Source organism: Actinorectispora metalli, from assembly GCF_056323685.1.
The window spans coordinates 3,603,803-3,621,160 of record NZ_JBREYE010000001.1; the positions used below are offsets into that span (position 1 = coordinate 3,603,803).

General features: G+C 67.7%; 14 protein-coding genes. 3 read left to right on the plus strand and 11 right to left on the minus strand.

Translation table 11 applies throughout. The features are described from left to right. The 5 genes from ACU6XJ_RS16895 to ACU6XJ_RS16915 form a co-directional block, all read right to left on the minus strand. Positions 1 to 1,377, minus strand: a complete 1,377-nt coding sequence (locus tag ACU6XJ_RS16895) for a maltokinase N-terminal cap-like domain-containing protein (protein ID WP_476312204.1) — start codon at positions 1,375 to 1,377, stop codon at positions 1 to 3. Next, positions 1,364 to 3,103 (minus strand): maltose alpha-D-glucosyltransferase, encoded by a 1,740-nt coding sequence (gene treS, locus ACU6XJ_RS16900; protein ID WP_476312207.1) that lies wholly within the window; start codon positions 3,101 to 3,103, stop codon positions 1,364 to 1,366. The genes ACU6XJ_RS16895 and treS overlap by 14 nt, the downstream gene beginning before the upstream one ends. A 159-nt stretch (positions 3,104 to 3,262) precedes the next feature. Further along, positions 3,263 to 5,233, minus strand: coding sequence for an alpha-1,4-glucan--maltose-1-phosphate maltosyltransferase (locus ACU6XJ_RS16905; RefSeq protein WP_476312210.1), 1,971 nt, complete (start codon positions 5,231 to 5,233; stop codon positions 3,263 to 3,265). Between the two features lie 260 nt (positions 5,234 to 5,493). Further along, positions 5,494 to 6,666: an alpha/beta hydrolase gene (locus ACU6XJ_RS16910; protein ID WP_476312212.1), complete on the minus strand. Its 1,173-nt coding sequence runs from the start codon at positions 6,664 to 6,666 to the stop codon at positions 5,494 to 5,496. Between the two features lie 49 nt (positions 6,667 to 6,715). Continuing rightward, positions 6,716 to 7,726: an LLM class flavin-dependent oxidoreductase gene (locus tag ACU6XJ_RS16915; protein WP_476312215.1), complete on the minus strand. Its 1,011-nt coding sequence runs from the start codon at positions 7,724 to 7,726 to the stop codon at positions 6,716 to 6,718. 121 nt (positions 7,727 to 7,847) lie between these two features. Between ACU6XJ_RS16915 and ACU6XJ_RS16920 the strand changes: the two genes are divergently transcribed. Both ACU6XJ_RS16920 and ACU6XJ_RS16925 read left to right on the plus strand, forming a co-directional pair. Beyond that, positions 7,848 to 8,687: a hypothetical protein gene (locus tag ACU6XJ_RS16920; protein WP_476312217.1), complete on the plus strand. Its 840-nt coding sequence runs from the start codon at positions 7,848 to 7,850 to the stop codon at positions 8,685 to 8,687. A gap of 16 nt (positions 8,688 to 8,703) precedes the next feature. Further along, positions 8,704 to 9,426 carry a hypothetical protein gene (locus ACU6XJ_RS16925; RefSeq protein ID WP_476312220.1) on the plus strand — a complete coding sequence of 241 codons (723 nt, stop codon included), beginning with the start codon at positions 8,704 to 8,706 and terminating at the stop codon, positions 9,424 to 9,426. Here the strand turns inward: ACU6XJ_RS16925 and ACU6XJ_RS16930 are convergent. The 6 genes from ACU6XJ_RS16930 to ACU6XJ_RS16955 form a co-directional block, all read right to left on the minus strand. Further along, entirely contained in the window at positions 9,423 to 10,013 is a 591-nt protein-coding gene (locus ACU6XJ_RS16930) for a TetR/AcrR family transcriptional regulator (protein ID WP_476312223.1), read from the minus strand. The two genes, ACU6XJ_RS16925 and ACU6XJ_RS16930, sit on opposite strands and share 4 nt — an antisense overlap. 79 nt (positions 10,014 to 10,092) lie before the next feature. Continuing rightward, entirely contained in the window at positions 10,093 to 11,406 is a 1,314-nt protein-coding gene (locus ACU6XJ_RS16935) for a helix-turn-helix domain-containing protein (RefSeq protein WP_476312225.1), read from the minus strand. 96 nt (positions 11,407 to 11,502) lie between these two features. Continuing rightward, positions 11,503 to 12,297 (minus strand): ESX secretion-associated protein EspG, encoded by a 795-nt coding sequence (locus ACU6XJ_RS16940; protein ID WP_476312227.1) that lies wholly within the window; start codon positions 12,295 to 12,297, stop codon positions 11,503 to 11,505. 7 nt (positions 12,298 to 12,304) lie between these two features. Then, complete coding sequence (locus tag ACU6XJ_RS16945) at positions 12,305 to 13,513, minus strand: hypothetical protein (protein WP_476312230.1); 1,209 nt, start codon at positions 13,511 to 13,513, stop codon at positions 12,305 to 12,307. A 13-nt stretch (positions 13,514 to 13,526) separates the two neighbouring features. Continuing rightward, on the minus strand, positions 13,527 to 14,126 hold the full coding sequence (locus ACU6XJ_RS16950) for a DUF3558 domain-containing protein (RefSeq protein WP_476312232.1): 600 nt from the start codon (positions 14,124 to 14,126) through the stop codon (positions 13,527 to 13,529). After that, a complete protein-coding gene (locus tag ACU6XJ_RS16955; RefSeq protein ID WP_476312234.1) occupies positions 14,119 to 14,448 on the minus strand; it encodes a hypothetical protein in 330 nt (109 codons plus the stop codon). Before ACU6XJ_RS16955 ends, ACU6XJ_RS16950 begins: the two co-directional genes overlap by 8 nt. 299 nt (positions 14,449 to 14,747) lie before the next feature. Between ACU6XJ_RS16955 and glgP the strand changes: the two genes are divergently transcribed. Next, entirely contained in the window at positions 14,748 to 17,318 is a 2,571-nt protein-coding gene (glgP, locus tag ACU6XJ_RS16960) for an alpha-glucan family phosphorylase (RefSeq protein ID WP_476312236.1), read from the plus strand. Positions 17,319 to 17,358: the final 40 nt, after the last annotated feature.

The window sequence follows — 17,358 nt, forward strand, 5'->3', positions numbered from 1 at the left end:
TCACTCCCTCTGAGCAATTCGTGCAAGAGACGCCAGTGGTATGGGTAGCCAGTCGGGCCGGTTGTCATGCTCGTAGCCGACCTCGTACAGCGCCTTGTCGGCCTCCAGCGCCCGCAGCAGCGCCTTCTGCTCACCGGGGTCGCGCCCGCACTTCTTGGCGTACCCCTCGCAGAACGCGGTCCGGTTGCGCTGCGCCCACTCCAGCGCCCGCTGGTGCAGTTGGTAGTGGTCGTTGCCGACGAGCAGATGCTGTGCCGCGTAGTCGAACGACCGCAGCATCCCCGCCACATCCCGCAGCGGCGACCGCATCTTGTGCCGCTCCGACAGCGGCGTCGCGGGCTCGCCCTCGAAGTCGATCAGCACCCACCCATGCACCGTGCGCAGCACCTGACCGAGATGCAGATCACCGTGCACGCGCTGCACCCGCACCGGCTCGCCGGGATGGCGGGCCTCCTCGAAGATCTGCCGCAGCCGCGAGGAGTACTGCTCCAGTTCGGGCACCAGCGGCAGTAACGCGTCCAGCCGGGCGTGCATCTGGTCGGCGGTGTAGGAGGTCTGCTCGGCGTTCTCCTCGGCGTGGCCGAACGCCCGCTCCAGGTCGGCGTGCACCGCCGCGACCGCCTTGCCGAGTCGGTAGGCCTCGCCCGCGAAGTCGCCGCCGACCTCCTCGGCCCGCAGGTCCGCCTCGGCCAGCAGGTCGCGGACGCTGGCGGTGGCCATCGCCCAGCCCTCCGCGGCGTCGGCGAGGAACTGCTGCACCATCGCGAAGGTGTAGGGCACGCCGTCGGCCTCGCCGCCGATGGAGCCCAGCGGCGCGGCGATGTACTCACACCCCACGGTGTGCAGCGCGCGGGTCACCAGCAGATCCTGGTTCTCGCCGGGCACCAGCTTGCGGAACAGCTTGAGGATGAAGCGGTTGCCGAACACCAGCGAGGTGTTGGACTGCTCGACGCCGAGGATGCGGCCGCGCAGTTCGGCGTCCAGGTTGGCGCCGGGCTCGATCTCGAACCGCAGCGCGCCCACCTCGGCCTTGTGCCGGATGAGCTCCACCAGGTGCGTGGTCAGGCCCTGATCGTAGATCGCGTCGTAGAAGTAAAGGCCGTGGTGCTCGGTGATCTTGCCCCACTCCAGGTGCTCCGGCAGGTCGCGCCGGACCCCGAGCAGGAGTTGGTAGCGCTCCCGCAGGCCGCCCTGTTCGACCTCGATCACCGCGTGGACCAGCAGCGGGTCGCCGTCGTTCAGAGCGGTGGCGCTCACCGGGGAGACGGCGTCGATACACCGTCCCTTCCCGGCGAACCACCGCTGCGTCGGCAGCCACTGCGCCAGCGGGCCGGATAGCTCGCCGAGCGTCGCGGTGGGATTCTCAATCAGAGTCATCGAGTTTCGTCCTGACGATCTGGAACCAGTAGAACCCGTGGCCGGGCACGGTGAGCAGGTACGGCAGCTCGCCGATCTTGGGGAAGCTGACCTTGCCGGTCAGCTCCACCGGGGTCGCACCGGCGTGCTGGGAGAGGTCCAGTTCCACCGGCTGCGGGAACCTGGACAGGTTGTTCACGCACATCACCAGGTCTTCCGTGCCGTCATCGGCGATGAAGCGCCGAAGGTAGGCCAGCACGGTCGGGTTGGAGGCACCCAACTCGGTGTAGGTGCCCAGCCCGAAGGCGGCGTGTTCCTTGCGCACGGCAATCATCCGCCGCGTCCAGTGCAGCAGCGAGGAGCTGTTGTTCTGCTGCGCCTCCACATTCACCGCCTGGTACCCGTAGATCGGGTCGGCGATCTGCGGCAGGTACAGCCTGCCGGGATTCGAGGTGGAGAAGCCCGCGTTGCGGTCCGGGGTCCACTGCATCGGGGTGCGCACCGCATCGCGATCGCCGAGCCAGATGTTGTCGCCCATGCCGATCTCGTCGCCGTAGTAGAGCACCGGCGAGCCTGGCAGCGACAGCAGCAAAGCCGTAAAAAGTTCCTGCTGGTTGCGGTCGTTCTCCAGCAGCGGCGCCAGCCTGCGGCGGATGCCGATGTTGGCCTTCATCCGCGGGTCCTTGGCGTACTCCGCGTACATGTAGTCGCGTTCCTCGTCGGTGACCATCTCCAGCGTCAACTCGTCGTGGTTGCGCAGGAAGATGCCCCACTGGCAGCCCGCCGGGATCGGCGGGGTCTGCGCGAGGATCTCCGAGATGGGGAACCGCGATTCCCGTCGCACCGCCATGAAGATGCGCGGCATCAGCGGGAAGTGGAACGCCATCTGGCACTCGTCGCCGCCGACCTCGGGGTCGCCGAAGTAGTCCACCACGTCGGCGGGCCACTGGTTGGCCTCGGCCAGCAGCACCCGGCCCGGGTACTCGTCGTCCACGATCTTGCGGCACAGCTTGAGGAACTCGTGTGTGCGCGGCAGGTTCTCGCAGTTGGTGCCCTCCTCCTCGAAGAGGTAGGGCACTGCGTCGAGCCGGAAGCCGTCGATGCCGATGTCCAGCCAGAACCGCAGCACGTCCAGCATGGCCTGCTGCACTTCGGGGTTCTCGTAGTTGAGGTCAGGCTGGTGGCTGAAGAACCGGTGCCAGTAGAACTGCCCGCGCACCGGGTCGTAGGTCCAGTTCGACGTCTCGGTGTCCACGAAGATGATCCGCGCGTCCGGGTATCTGTCGTCGGTGTCGGACCAGACGTAGAAGTCGCCGTAGGGGCCCTGCGGGTCGCGCCGCGACTCCTGGAACCAGGGGTGGGCGTCCGAGGTGTGGTTGAGCACCAGGTCGGTGATCACGCGGATACCGCGGGAGTGGGACTCGTTCAGCAGGTGGACGAAGTCCTCGACCGTGCCGAACTCCGGCAGCACCGCACGGAAGTCCGCGATGTCGTAACCACCGTCACGCAGCGGCGAGGCGTAGAACGGCGGCAGCCACAGGCAGTCGATGCCCAGCCAGGCCAGGTAGTCCATCTTGGACGCCAGACCGCGGAGGTCGCCGGTGCCGTCGCCGTTGGAGTCGGTGAAGGCGCGGACGAGGACCTCGTAGAACACCGCGCGCTTGTACCAATCGGGCTCGCGCGGCGCCATTCTGGCCTGTCGGAAATCCTCGGACTGGGGTTCGACCAGGTGACCGTCGGGCGTCATGCCCTCACCGGTGTGCGGAATCCCCTCCAGATCCGAATCTTGCGTTCGTGGCTCGGTGAGCATGCTGTTCCCTCGTGACGTCGGTGCTGGTCCGGGTACTGCCCCCTTATTCATTTGTCCTGCTCAGAGCTCGTGACGTGATCGGTGCGTTCACGAGGCCTACCCACGGCGCAGCGTGAGGATGTGCGCCACCGCGACGTGGGGTTCAAGCCGGACGTAGTTGGCCTGACCCCAGTCGAAGTCCGCGCCGGTGATCTCGTCGTGCACGGTGAACCGGTCGCCCCAGTCCAGGCCGAGCGTCGGGAGGTCGAGCCAGACGGTGCCCTCCGCCATGTACTGCGGATCGAGGTTGACCACGGCGATCACCGTGTCCCCGGTGGCAGGGTCGGTCTTGGAGTAGGCCAGCAACGCATCGTTGTCGACGTGGTGGAAGTGCAGCGTGCGTAGCTGTTGCAGGGCAGGGTGTGCCCTGCGGATCTCGTTCAGCTTGGTCAGCAGCGGCTCGAGTGACGCGCCGCGGCGCAGTGCCCCGGCGAAGTCACGCGGACGCAGTTCGTACTTCTCGGAGTTCAGGTACTCCTCGCTGCCCTCGCGCACCGGCTGGTGCTCGAACAGCTCGTATCCGGAGTAGACGCCCCAGGACGGCGAGAACGTCGCGGCAAGCACGGCCCGCAGCGCGAACATCGCCGGACCGCCCTTTTGCAGGCTCTCGTGCAGGATGTCGGGCGTGTTCACGAACAGGTTCGGCCGGGCCTCGATGGATCGCGCCGCGATCTCGCCGCCGAAGTCGATCAGCTCCTGCTTGTGGGTGCGCCAGGTGAAGTACGTGTAGGACTGGGTGAAGCCCAGTCGGCCGAGGCCGTAGAGCCGCGCGGGCCGGGTGAAGGCCTCGGACAGGAACAGCACGTCCGGGTAGTCGTCCTTGATCTTCCAGATGAGCCAGTGCCAGAAGTCCGGCGGCTTGGTGTGCGGGTTGTCCACCCGGAAGATCCGCACCCCGTGCTCGACCCAGTGCTTGACCACCCGCAGGCACTCGGCGTAGAGGCCGCGCGGGTCGTTGTCGAAGTTCAGCGGGTAGATGTCCTGGTACTTCTTGGGCGGGTTCTCGGCGTAGGCGATGGTGCCGTCGGGCCGAGTGGTGAACCACTCCGGGTGCTCCTGCACCCACGGGTGGTCGGGCGCGCACTGGAGCGCGAAGTCCAGCGCGACCTCCATGCCCAGTTCGTTCGCGCGGTCCACGAAGGCCTTGAACTCGGTCATGCTGCCCAGCGCGGGGTGGATCGCGTCGTGCCCGCCGTCCTTTGAGCCGATGGCCCACGGCGACCCGACGTCATCGGGCGCGGCGACCAGCGAGTTGTTGCGCCCCTTGCGGTTGACCTCGCCGATCGGGTGGATCGGCGGCAGGTACACCACGTCGAAGCCCATGCCCGCGATGCGGCCAAGCTCCTTGGTCGCGGTCTCGAAGTCGCCGTGGACGGGGTTGCCCTCGGAGTCCCAGCCGCCGGTGGAGCGCGGGAAGATCTCATACCAACTGCTGTACAGGGCGCGCTGCCGGTCCACGAAAACCTTGTGCGTCTTGCCCTTGGTGAGCAGTTCGCGCACCGGGTACTCGTGCATGGTCTGCTGTACGGCCTCGGCCAGTGCGGGCGCGACCCGCTCCACGACCGAGCGCTGGGGATCACGCAGGGCCGCGGCGGCGTTCAGCAACGCCTCGCGATCCTTGCGGCGGTCCGGGCGGCGGCCGACGCGTTCCAGCAGGCGGGCGCCCAGTTCGAGGTCGTTGGCGAGGTCCTCCGCGCCCTGTCCGGCGGCGAGTTTGACCTCCACCGTGTGGCGCCAGGTGCTCCAGGGATCACTCCACGCGTCGATCCGGAACGACCAGCAGCCCTCACCGTCCGCAACGAAGGGGGCACTCCATCGATCGAGGCCCGCCCCGATGGGGTGCATTCGCACCTGTCGAGGCTTGCGGTCCCGCGGTCCGCGGTAAACCAGGGTGGCGGCGACGGCATCGTGACCCTCGCGCCAGACGGTGGCTTCGATCGGCACATGCTCGCCCACCACGGCTTTTGCCGGATAACGACCGTAGGAGATCACCGGGGATACGTCGTCGATGCCGAGCCGACCGCTCACGGCCCACGCCCTTCCGTTCCGAGGTGCTTCGGCTGTCAATAAGTCTGCCTGACTCGATTAAGCTCACCCGAACCGGGGACATGATCACACGCACGGTGATTGATCTGTCCCGATATCCGGACTACCCAGGGTCACGCTGCGCCAAACGATTTCGTGCCCGTCCCGCCGCCTCCGCGGAAGGCAACAGCGTAGGCAAAGACCTGCGGTATCGGTCCAGAGGTAAGGGCCTAGATTCAACGATAAGGACGAAGGTCAACCCGTCAGCCAGGTGCGGGAAACTGCTTGCCCGCGAACGTCAACAGATACGGCAGCGAGGCCCGAGCCGTGCGCCACGTGTGGTTGAGGTTCGGTTCGATACGGAGAGCAACCGGCTGGCCCTTGGCCCGGAACGCGCTCGCCATCCGCCGGGCGGTCCCCACATCGGTCGGCGCCCGCTCACCCGCGGTGATCATCACCGCCAGCCGTTGGGTGAAGGTCATGGTCGGCAGGTAGTCCCGAGGGGTGTTGGCGTGGACGCGTGCGGGGTCGTTGCCCAGCAGTCTGATCGCATCGCCCGCGGTGTCGTAGGGCAGCGTCAGCAGCAGCGTGCCGAACCTGTCGACGTGGTGCAGGCCGGCGTTCAACGCGCAGAACGCGCCGCCGGACATCCCGCCCAGCGCGCGGTGCCGCCGGTCGGCGAGCGTGCGGTAGCGGCCGTCGACGGCGGCGACCGCGGTGGTGGTCAGATAGCTCTCCAACTGCGGCCCGCCGGGCACGTCCAGGCACTCCCAGTCGGTCTTGTCGCCCGCGGTGAGGTCGGCCATCACCACGATCATCGGCGGCACCAGACTGTTCGCGAGCAGCTGTTTCATGGTGGCGATGGCGTCGCCGCCGATGAACCAGTCGTCGGAGCCGCCCGCCGGGTAGCCGTGCACCAGGTACACCACGGGGTACCGCCTGCTCGCGTTCTCCGGCGCGTCATAGCCGGGCGGCAGCAGCACATTGGTCTGCCCGCTGGGGATCTTCCGGCTCGGATCGGGCAGGTTGAACCGGTCGATGCGCAGGTCGCCCGTGGGCGCGGTGCGGGCCTGGCTGAGCTCGCGGCGTTCCTCGACGGTCTCGTCATCCGACGGGTCGCGCAGCGCCCGCCCCACCACGCCGAGCCAGCCGCCCTGGGCCTGCGCTTTCAACGCCAGGTCCTGCGGGGTGCGGATGTAGCCGACGTAGCTGTTGAGCCAGGTCACCCCGGACAGCGACAGCAGCAGCGCGACGATCATGACCCGGCTGGTGCGGGTGAGCCTGCCGCGCCGCGTCCGGAACAGCACGAACGCCGCCACGATCGCGGCGAGCAGCAGGGAACGGTGGATCCACGGCGACTCCAGCAGACCCTCGGTGACGGCGTGCCGCGCTACCGCGTCCGGGATGCTCGGACCCGGATCGAACTCCGTTCTCACATCGGGTTAGACGCCCTGAACAGCTTTCATGTTGCGGCGGGGACGAACCTCACAGCGAATTCTCAGCGGGCACCAAGCTCGCGAACAGCTCCGCCAGCATCTCGTAGGACCGCAGCCGCGCCTGGTAGTCGGCGATCAGGGTGGACACCATCAGCTCCTGGGCGCCGGTCGCGGCGAGGAACTCCGCGAGCTTCCCGCGGACGGTGTCCGGCGAGCCGATGAACTGCGAGTCCAGCCGGTGTTCGATCACCGACCGCTCCACCGGCGAGTACTCGTAGGCCGCGGCTTCCTCGGCGGAGGGGAACAGCCCTGGCTTGCCCTGCCGCAGCCGCAGGAACGCCAGCCCACCCGGCTGCGCCAGTCGCCGCGCCTCGGCGTCGGTGTCCGCGACGATCACCGACACGCACACCATGGCGTAGGGCTCGCTGAGCGTCCCGGGCTGGAACCGCTCCCGGTAGGCGTTGAGCGCAGGCATCAGGTTCTCCGCGCTGAAGTGGTGCGCGAAGGAGAACGGCAGCCCGAGCAGGCCCGCGACCTGGGCGCTGTAGTCGCTGGAGCCCAGCAGCCAGATCGGCGGCTTGTTGCCCGCCGCGGGCACCGCCGTGATGCCGGGTCGGCGGGACTCCCCGTCGAAGTAGCCGATCAACTCGGTGAGCTGCTGCGGGAACTCCCGCGCGTCGAGGGCGTTGGCGCTGCGCCGCAGGGCGGCGGCGGTCGCCGGGTCGGTGCCGGGGGCGCGGCCGATGCCGAGGTCGATGCGCCCGGGGTGCAGCGCCTCCAACATGCCGAACTGCTCGGCCACCACCAGCGGCGGGTGGTTGGGCAGCATCACCCCGCCCGACCCGACGCGCAGCCGCTCGGTGGCGCCTGCCAGGTGCCCGACGAGCACCGGCGGCGATGAGCTGCCGATGCCGGGCATGTTGTGGTGCTCGGCCACCCAGTAGCGGTGGTAGCCGAGACGGTCGGTGAGCTGGGCGAGTTCGACGCTGTATCGCAGCGCTTGGGTCGCGCTGGTGCCGCGCACGATCGGCGCGAGGTCGAGTACGGAGAGCGGGATCATCGCCTTGGGCAACGTGGGGCGGCGCGTGGTTGTTCCGCGCGGGAAATACGTATTCCGCCCCCGTCACGGCCTGCCATGCGGTATCTGTGTGGGGTAGTGGTCGGGATCACTGGGGGACTGGATGAGCGGGATTCGGCGCGTCGCCGAGCAACTCGTGCTGGCGCTGATGGCCGGTCTCGGCATCTTCGTGCTGGTCAGCGAGCCATTGGGGTTGCTGGAGTCGGGCACGTTCAAAGAGTTCATCCCTAAGATCACCCTGATCATCCTCAGCACGGTCACGGTGTTCCTGCTGCTGGAGGTCGGCCGGTTCCAAACCCTGGACACGATCGAGAAGCGGCTGGCCAAGATCGACGTCGACGAGCTTGCCCGCAAGGCCAAGAACAGTCACTACTCGGGGGTGACCCGGGTGCATGAGCGGTTTTCCGAAGCGGCGTTCACTGAGTACGTCTGCGGCGCCCGCCAGGAGATCGCGATCCTCAACACCTGGATTCCCAATCTGCACCGGTTCGAGGACGACCTGGGCGAGGCGATCCTGCGCCGCCGCACGACGGTGCGCATCCTGCTGTTGTTCCCGTTCTCGCCGGTCGCCAACGCGCGCAACGAGGCTCTGCGGACGGTGCGCGACCCCGAGTTGAGCGAGAACGTCCAGGAGGGTGTCGAGCGGTGCCTGAGCATCCTGCACTCCATTCACCGCCGGATAGGCGAGGAAAATGCGCAGTACCTTCGAGTGAGGCTCTACAACTCACTGCCGTCGATTTCGATCTTCCGAGCCGATGCGCACTATTTCGTCAGCATGTTCCTGCACGGACAGCTGGCGATCGACTCACCGCAGTTCGAGGTCGACGGCTCGGACACCACGATGGGCCGCCAAGCTCAGCGCGAGCTGGACACCCTGTGGGAGATCGGCAAGGACGTCGAGTTCCCGGACTGGCGGCTTTCCCTGAACAGCATCAAGTTCTGACGAGGATGATTGTGTCATGCACGAACTGGACGAATTCGAGGACAAGCTCATCGAGGAGTTCACCCGGCACCCGGTGCTGATGGGTGTCGAGGAGCTGCCCGAGGAGGCGTTCGCCGCGATCCTGTTGCAGCGCAGGTTCGTTTCGCTCGCCTTCACGCCCGCCTACGACCTGGCGATCGACCTGCTCCAGGACGATGCGGGGCTGCGGATCGCGCGGGTCATCCTGCGCGAGGAGTACCCGGGCAGCCACGGCAACACCAAGTCGCACCGCGAGGACATGTGCGACGACATGCGGGCCCTCGGCGTGCCCCATGAGCTGATCGTGGACACCGACCCGACCGAGGCGACGGTCGAGAGCATCCACCAGACCATGAAGCTGATCGCGAAGGCCGGTCGGGGACCGGGCGCCGACGCCCGGCTGCTCACGGTGCTGCGGTTCTGGGGCGAGGTGCTGGTGTCGGTGGAGTACGGCCAGCTGTGGCGCCGGATGTCCCGGCGGTTGGTCCGCGATGGGAAGAACGTGTCCAGGTTCTACTACCCGCACCACGTGCACGACGCGAAGGAGCGGTCGCTGGCGGAAACGTCGTCGTTGGCGTCGACGCACTCGGACCGTTTGGGATTGCGCCTGACGCAGTTGCTGGACGGAGAGCAGGGTAAGGCGGACTTCATGGCCGTCGAGAAGGAGATCCTGGCGCTGAAGATGAGGTTCTACGACCAGTTCACGGCGCTGGTGGCCTAGATCATCAGCCGGAGCAGGGTGAGCATCGCGGTTCGGGTGACCCCGGCGTCCAGGTGCGCTTCGTCAAGGGCGTGGTGTAGCTCGGAGGACAGCATGCCGAGGAGAAGGTGGGCGGAGGCCTCGGCGTGCAGGTCGGGTCGGGCCTCGGTGAGCAGGGCCGCGATGTGCCGGTGCCAGTGCCGGTAGGAGGGGAGCCGGTAACGGGCGCCCGTGGCGGCGGTTTCGGAGAGGCGCACCAGGTCCAGGTTGGTGGTGAGGAAGCGCAGGTAGGCGTCGAAGAACGCGATGAGACGGTCGGCCGCGTGCGCGCCGGGGCCGAGTGGTGGGGGACCGGTGGTGATGCGGTGCTGGAGTTGTTCCTCCTGGGCGGCGAGGAGCGCGGCGGCCAGCCCGGCTTTGCTGCCGAAGCGGCGGAAGAGGGTGCCCTTGCCGACGCCTGCGGAGGCGGCGATGGCCTCCAGGGTGACGCCGGCGGTGCCAAGCTCGGCGAAGAGCCGCTCGGCGGCGCTCAGGATCTTCACGCGGTTCCTGGCGGCGTCGACGCGTTCCGCGGGAGGATCGGGGGCATCCTCGGTGAAAGCGCTCATAACGGTGTAAAAGCATGGCAGCGAAACGGCCTCACGCGCTGCGGCCAGAGCGGTCATTGATCTGCGAGATCGTGTGACGTCAGACGAACCGCCGGGTCTGAATCACACGAGCGAGATCGGTCGCCTCACTGGCGTCGATACCGCTTGCCTGGGCGCCCAAAGGCTGGAGGCGGTCCCAGACGTGCGTCGAGTCAAGCTCGGCGGCTTTGGTCACCACCGCCTCTGCGAGGCGTAGGCCGTGGTCGGGGTTGCCTGCCTGAAGGTGGAGGGTGGCGAGTCCGCTCAGATTCAGGACATGGCCATGGTCCATCCCGGCTTGGCGGTCATTGACCGCGGCTCGCATCGAGTCCAGTGCGGGAGCGAGGTATTTCGGCTGCTGCTTGCCCAGGGCCGAAAGCACATTGCCCCGCAGCGAATCGGTGCCCCCCGCATGGAAATAGCGCAGCCAGCCCGGCCCCTGGTCCTCGCTGTGCGCGTCGTGGACCGTCTGCGCGCGGTCCACCGCGCTCATCGCCCGATCTGCGTTGCCCATCCGGCCGTAGGACGCCGCCTGATAGGCAGAGGTCATGTAATGCACCATCTTGAAGGGCGACTTCTGGGCCGGGATCTCGGCGAGTTGGAAGAGCTTGAGCGCATCCTCCGGTGCGTCGTGGAACAGGTAGGCGTGGCCCATGCTGCACAGCAGGTAGGTCGCGAGCGCCGGGCTCTCGGCCTCCCGGCTGTGATCCAGGCCCGCACCGAGATGGAAGCGCATCTGGTCCAGCAGCCCGGCATCAAAGGAGGACCAGCCCGCCAAGGCGTGGATGTCCGCCAGTGCCAAGTGCAGCGCGGTCTTGGTCGCGCTCTTTGCCGAGGCATCCAGCATCCGGGTCGCCCGCCGTGCATGTGCGGTCGCCAATTCCCGGCAGCTTCCGCCACCGTGGCGGTAATGGAGCTTGCGAAGCTCGGCCGTGATCGTGTTCAACCGATCGACATCCGGCATCCCGATGTGCCGGAACGCGGGAGTGAGCGCGTAGGGGTCGACTTCCCTTGCCGCCTCGCCGAAAACCGCCTCGCCGACCACCACCGCCGCTGCCTTCGCCAGAAAGCTGCGGCGCTTCACGGCTTCGTCCTCGTCGGTCGCCCCATGCGATCCACGGTACGTCGAGTCGTAGGCCAGTCCTAGGTATCCGCGAGGGATTTTCATGCCCTCCGCGATGCGCTCGAGCACGCAATAGGCCTGCACCGTGCGGCCCTGCATGATCGCCCATACCTCGGTCTGGCTCTGGCCCACTCGATCGGCGATCTGCCGTTGCGAGATGCCTTCCTCTTTGAGCAGCCGGTAGACCTGCGCGATGTCGTGCTCAGCCAGCGCCTTCCGCATGGGCGGCTTGTCCCAGGTGTCGAAATCCACGGCTCACAAGTCTGCTCCCATTGCCGGGTCCGATCACGCTGTGGCGACAAACGGTCATCCTGCGTAGCCGAGCGGTCGAAATCCGAACAGCTCATTTCAGCGGTCGTCGTCGACCTCGTTCAGCAGTTCCTGCACGCAGAAGGCGAGCCTGCGGTTATCCGCAGGCGTGATGGTGCTCCAGTTGCGGCCGTCCGTACTGGGCCGCACCAAGTGCAGGTACCGGCCACTGGGAGTGTCGTGGAAGGCCACGACCCGGCTCGCGCGCACCGGCCGGTTGCTGCCGGGCGTCGAGTACTCCGCCCCGAACTGGCCCCGCACCGTCATGCCCTTGCACATCGCCGCGAGCGTGTGCGCGTCCTCGCTGTTCACCCCATACCCGCTCAACGCGCGCCCGAGCAGATCCGCATCACCCTGACTCTGCCGATCCGCCGCGTGCAGATCCTCCTGCGTGACGCTGACCGACCGCCCAGGCCCCGCCACCGCATCCCCGGCAACCGACACCGCGAACTGGGGCAACGCGGTCCCGCGAATCGCACCGATCCACACGTTCCCGCTGTCGATCACCGCCAGCACCCCGGAATCACCCGAGCCCGCCGCCAACGCCCGGATCGGACGGTCCGCCCAGATCCGCACGTCGATCGTCCGGCGCGGAGCGGCGAGCAGGTTCAGCAGATCCAACACCTCAGGCTCGATCCGCGTCCCGTGAGCCAACCCACGCTCCCGCAACCCAAGCCAGGTCTGCGCCACCAGATGCGCCCGCTCCGAGTCGGTGATCCCCGGACTCGGCACATCCAGCACCACATGGCGCCTGCCGAACTGCTCGCTCTCCCACACCACGTCGAACTCAAGGGCCGACAGCGTCACACCCTCGGTCTCGATTGCCTGAGTCACGCGCTCACTACTCGCCCTGTTGCTGCTGCTGACCGATCACCGGACCGGCGACCTGCCTACCGTCGTCAAACGCCTCGGAGCCGTCGATCTCAACCTTGCGCTCGTGCTCCTTGTCCTCTTCGCGCTTGCCGCCGCGACCAGCCGCCCCGGCACCCGCACCGGCGCCCGCCGCACCACCGCGACCCTGCGCGTTGGGACCATCCGGATCGACCAGACCACCCGGCCCGACCACCCCGGCAGGCCCAGGTTTGCCCGCACCGGCACCCGCGGTCCCGAAAGCAGGCGACGGTACGCCCTTACCGCCCTTGAGCAGCGCCCCGCCAACCACACCAGCCACCGCCGCACCACCCAGCCCAAGCCCAAGGCCCAGCCCCAGGTTGTTCCCGCCATCAGCGGCGGGCAGCGCCAAGTCATCGTTGCCCTGACCGGGCAGCCCACCCGACTCACCGGGTCCACCAGGCTGACCGCCACCGGGCCCACCAGGGTGCCCACCGGTCCCAGGCGGCGTGACGTCATGCCCGCCACCACTGCCACCACCAGGCTGGTAGCCACCTCCGCCACCACCGGTACCCCCGGTGCTGCCACGGAAGTCACCGGCCCCGGTGTCCCGAACCCCCGAGATCCCCGAGGTACCGGTCCCCGAAGTCCCAGCAGGCACCACCGCAACCGGCGGCGGCTCAGGCAACGGAGTGAACTTATCCAGGTTGCTCTGGCTGTTGTCGCGGTACTTGTTCATCTCGTCGACGGTCTGCTGCCGAGCCGCCTGCTGCGCCTTGACCTGCTTGTCGCGGTCGCTCTCATAGCCGAAGAGCCCGCCTGCTTTCTCGAAGATGTTCTCCGAGGCAGTGACGTTGAGCGAGTTGGGATCAGGCAGCTTGTGCTTGGTGTGCGTGTGGTCCTGTCCCTGCTGGCCGACAGCCTGCGCGGAGGTGTCCAAATCGCCCTGCGCGGACGAAGCCCAGTCCGCCACGTCGTCCATCAGCGCACGGGCCATCCCGGCAGCTTGGCCTTCCCACGCCACGCCGAGCTTGCCGAGGTCGTCCCGGATGCCGTTGTCCATCTCGACAAGGGCCTTCGAGTAATTGATCAGACCTTCGGCGGCTTGGGCGAGCGCCTTCTCCCCAGGCCCGGTTCGAACGTCCTGGATGAGCTTCTTCAGATCCTCATCCGTTCGGCCCTCGAAGCGGTGATCACCGATATTCGGTCCGCTGGTCATATCGATTCTCCCCTTACTTGACCAGAGTCTGAAGCGTGCTCAGGGCCAGTTCGGACGCGGCTTTGGCGTCCTGGCACAAGGTGTCCATGGGCGGAGCCTGCTCGTTGAGCGAATCCGGGACGCTTGCACCTATGACCACGTGCTGACCATCGGCGACATCCAGCGCCACATTGCAGCCGATCGTGCCGATGCCCTTCGAGAAGTAGAAGACCACGGCGGGAAAACCCCCAACCGTTGTCTCCACAGCTTTCGCGTCGGGGTCGTTCAGGATCTTGCTCGCTCCCGAAGTGGTAATCACTCCGGCTGCGTATCCGTGGCCCGTGCTCTTCTTGGAAGAGAAGCCACACACCTCGGTATCGAGGAAGGAGTTGTGCGCTTTCCGCGGAGCGCTCGACCCCTGGAGCTGAGTCCGCTGCTGCTCGGTGAACAACGCGCAGGGATCGACTCCGTCGACCTTGATGGTCTTCGGCCTGGGCTGGTTGAACGATTTGCTGGAAGTGGTGGTTGCGGCAGGGTCGCTGTTCGGGGGCTTGTCGTCCCCTCCCGAGCAACCGGCGACGGCAACTGCGGCGAGCAACACCGCTGGAACGATCTTCAGCAAACGGTCAGCCATTGCCCCTCATCGTGCCCGTGTTGGTGTCCTCGGTGATGCCGTACTGCTTGGCCGTCTGCGTCAGCTTGTCGCTGAGCTCACGGAGGGCTTTCACATAGGCATGCATGCGCTCGAAGTGCGAGTCCGGGGCAAGAAACAGGCGGTGGTTCCAGGCGTTTGTGGCGTCCACGCTGACCGGGTCATTGGCGTACTGAGGGATTTTGGTCATCAATCCCATCAGACGGATCTTCTCGTCGAATTCTTCGATTCGGTTCTGCAATGAATTGCGAACCGCGAGGACGTTGTCCTTGTTGACCCGCAGGCTTAGTCCCGGTCCGGACATTGGCCACCTACCCCCTGCGCGCAGTGCTCGTGTCGTGTCAAGTCTGCTGGTACCACTCGGAGACTAGCAGCGACCATCACCCGTTCGGGCGGGAACGGGCGAACTTACCCGTTCGGGTTTGATCATGACCAAACCCTCCCCGCGAGCGGGTGTCACGCCTCCGGGGCAACAGCCTTGCTGAGCTGCGAAGTGCCCTGGTCCAGGGTGTCCGCTCGCTACCTTCCAGCCAGCGGATGATCCCTGGGCGTAACAGCCCTGCGGCTTCGGCTCACGGGGTGCGACGCCCTAGGCTGAGTTTCGTGAGAGCTGTCCGCCGCTTCACCGTCCGGGCTCACCTCCCTGAGCCGCTGTCCGCCCTGGCCATCCTGGCGACGAACCTGCGCTGGGCTTGGCATCCGCCGACGCTGGACCTGTTCGCCGCGGTAGACCCCGAGGTCTGGCAGCAGGTCAACGGGGACCCGATCCGGCTGCTGGCCGAGGTACCCGCGCACCGCCTCGACCAACTGGCCGTCGACGAGAACTTCCTCGCGCGCACCAGGGCCATCGCCGACGACCTGCGCCGCTATACGACCGCGCCGCGCTGGTACCAGCGCCGCCAAGACGAACTGGCCGATGCGGGCGACGCGGGCAGGCTGCCCCACTCCATCGGCTACTTCTCCATGGAGTTCGGCGTCAACGAGGCGCTGCCCAACTACTCCGGCGGCCTCGGCGTGTTGGCGGGCGACCACCTCAAGGCGGCCTCCGACCTCGGCGTCCCGCTGATCGGCGTCGGCCTGCTCTACCGCTCCGGCTACTTCCGCCAGTCCCTGTCCCTGGACGGCTGGCAGGTCGAGCACTACCCGATCCTGGACCCGCGCGCCCAGCCGTTGGAGCTGATCTCCGACCCGTCCGGCGCCCCGATCCTGGTGCACGTCGCCATGCCCGGCGGCAGGCTGCTCCGCGCCCGCATCTGGAAGGCACAGGTCGGCCGCGTTCCGCTGCTGCTGCTCGACTCCGACGTCGAGGAAAACGACGACGACCTGCGCAGCGTCACCGACCGCCTCTACGGCGGCGATCAAGACCACCGCATCAAGCAGGAAATCCTGGCCGGCGTCGGCGGCGTGCGCGCCGTGCGCACCTACTGCGACCAGACCGGCATCGCCCAACCCGAGGTCTTCCACACCAACGAGGGCCACGCGGGCTTCCTCGGCCTGGAACGCATCCGCGAACTGATCGCCGCCGACGGCCTCGACTTCGACCAGGCACTCACCGCCGTCCGCGCCGGGACCGTCTTCACCACCCACACCCCGGTCCCAGCGGGCATCGACCGCTTCCCGGCCGAACTGGTGCGCCACTACTTCGACGACGGCCACGGCGAAGGCCTGCTGCCCGGCGTCCCCGTCACCCGCGTCCTCGAACTCGGCGCCGAGGAGGCACCCGCCAAGTTCAACATGGCCCACATGGGCCTGCGGCTCGGTCAGCGCGCCAACGGAGTGTCCAAACTGCACGGTCGCGTCAGCCGCGACATGTTCCGGGGCCTCTGGCCCGGTTTCGACACCGACGAGGTGCCGATCGGCTCCGTCACCAACGGTGTGCACGGCCCAACCTGGGCCGCGCCCGAGATCAGCAAGCTCCTCGGCGAGTCCGAAATGGACAGTGGCGTCGGGCTGCGCGGCTTCGAGCCCGTCACCGACTCCCTGCTGTGGGAACTCCGCTGCTCGCTGCGTGAGCGGCTTGTCCAGGAGGTCCGCCGCCGGGTCCGCGTCGCCTGGCTCCAGCGCGGCGCGTCCGCCCTGGAACTCGGCTGGACCGGCCAGGTCTTCGACCCCGAGGTACTGACCGTCGGCTTCGCCCGCCGCGTCCCCACCTACAAGCGCCTCACCCTCATGCTGCGCGACCCCGAGCGGCTGCGTTCCCTGCTGCTCGACCCCGACCGCCCCGTCCAGTTGGTGGTGGCGGGCAAGTCGCACCCGGCCGACGAGGGCGGCAAGGCCCTGATCCAGCAGATCGTCCGCTTCGCCGACGACCCCCGCGTGCGTCACCGCGTGGTCTTCCTGCCCGACTACGACATGTCGATGGCCCGCTACCTCTACTGGGGCTGCGACGTCTGGCTGAACAACCCCCTCCGCCCGCTGGAAGCCTGCGGCACCTCCGGCATGAAGGCGGCGCTGAACGGCGGCCTCAACCTCTCCATCCGCGACGGCTGGTGGGACGAGTTCTACGACGGCTCCAACGGCTGGGCCATCCCCACCGCCGACGGCGTCAGCGACCACAACCGCCGCGACGACCTGGAAGCCGACGCCCTCTACGAACTGCTGGGCTCCCAGGTGGCGCCGCTGTACTACGACCGCGGCGAGGACGGCGTCCCCACCCGGTGGATGGCCATGGTCCGCCACACCCTGGCCTCACTCGGCCCGCAGGTGCAGGCCTCCCGCATGGTCCGCGAGTACGTCGACAACTACTACGCCCCCGCGGCCCGCTCGGCCGCGGCCGTCTGCGGCACCGACTTCCGCGGCGCCAAGGAACTGGCCGCCTACCGCGCCCGCATCGAAGCCGCCTGGCCCCAGGTCAAGGTCGTCGACAGCGAGATGACCGTCGAAGGCGAAACCGCCCCACCCCTGGGCGCCCCCGCCGAGATCACCGCCACCGTCGACCTGGGCGGCCTCGAGGCCTCCGACGTCGACATCCAGGCGGTCGTTGGCAAGGTCGACGACTCCGACGACCTCCACGACGTGATCACCGTGTCCATGCGAGAGGTCGAACCCGGCCGCTACCAGGTCCAACTGCCCCTCCCGCATCCCGGCTCGGTCGGCTACACCGTCCGAGTCCTACCCCGCCACTCACTCCTCGGCTCCGCCCCCGAACTCGGCCGCGTGGTCCTGGCAACCTGACACCCACGTTCAGCGACCTGAGCCCACGATCACGGGTTCA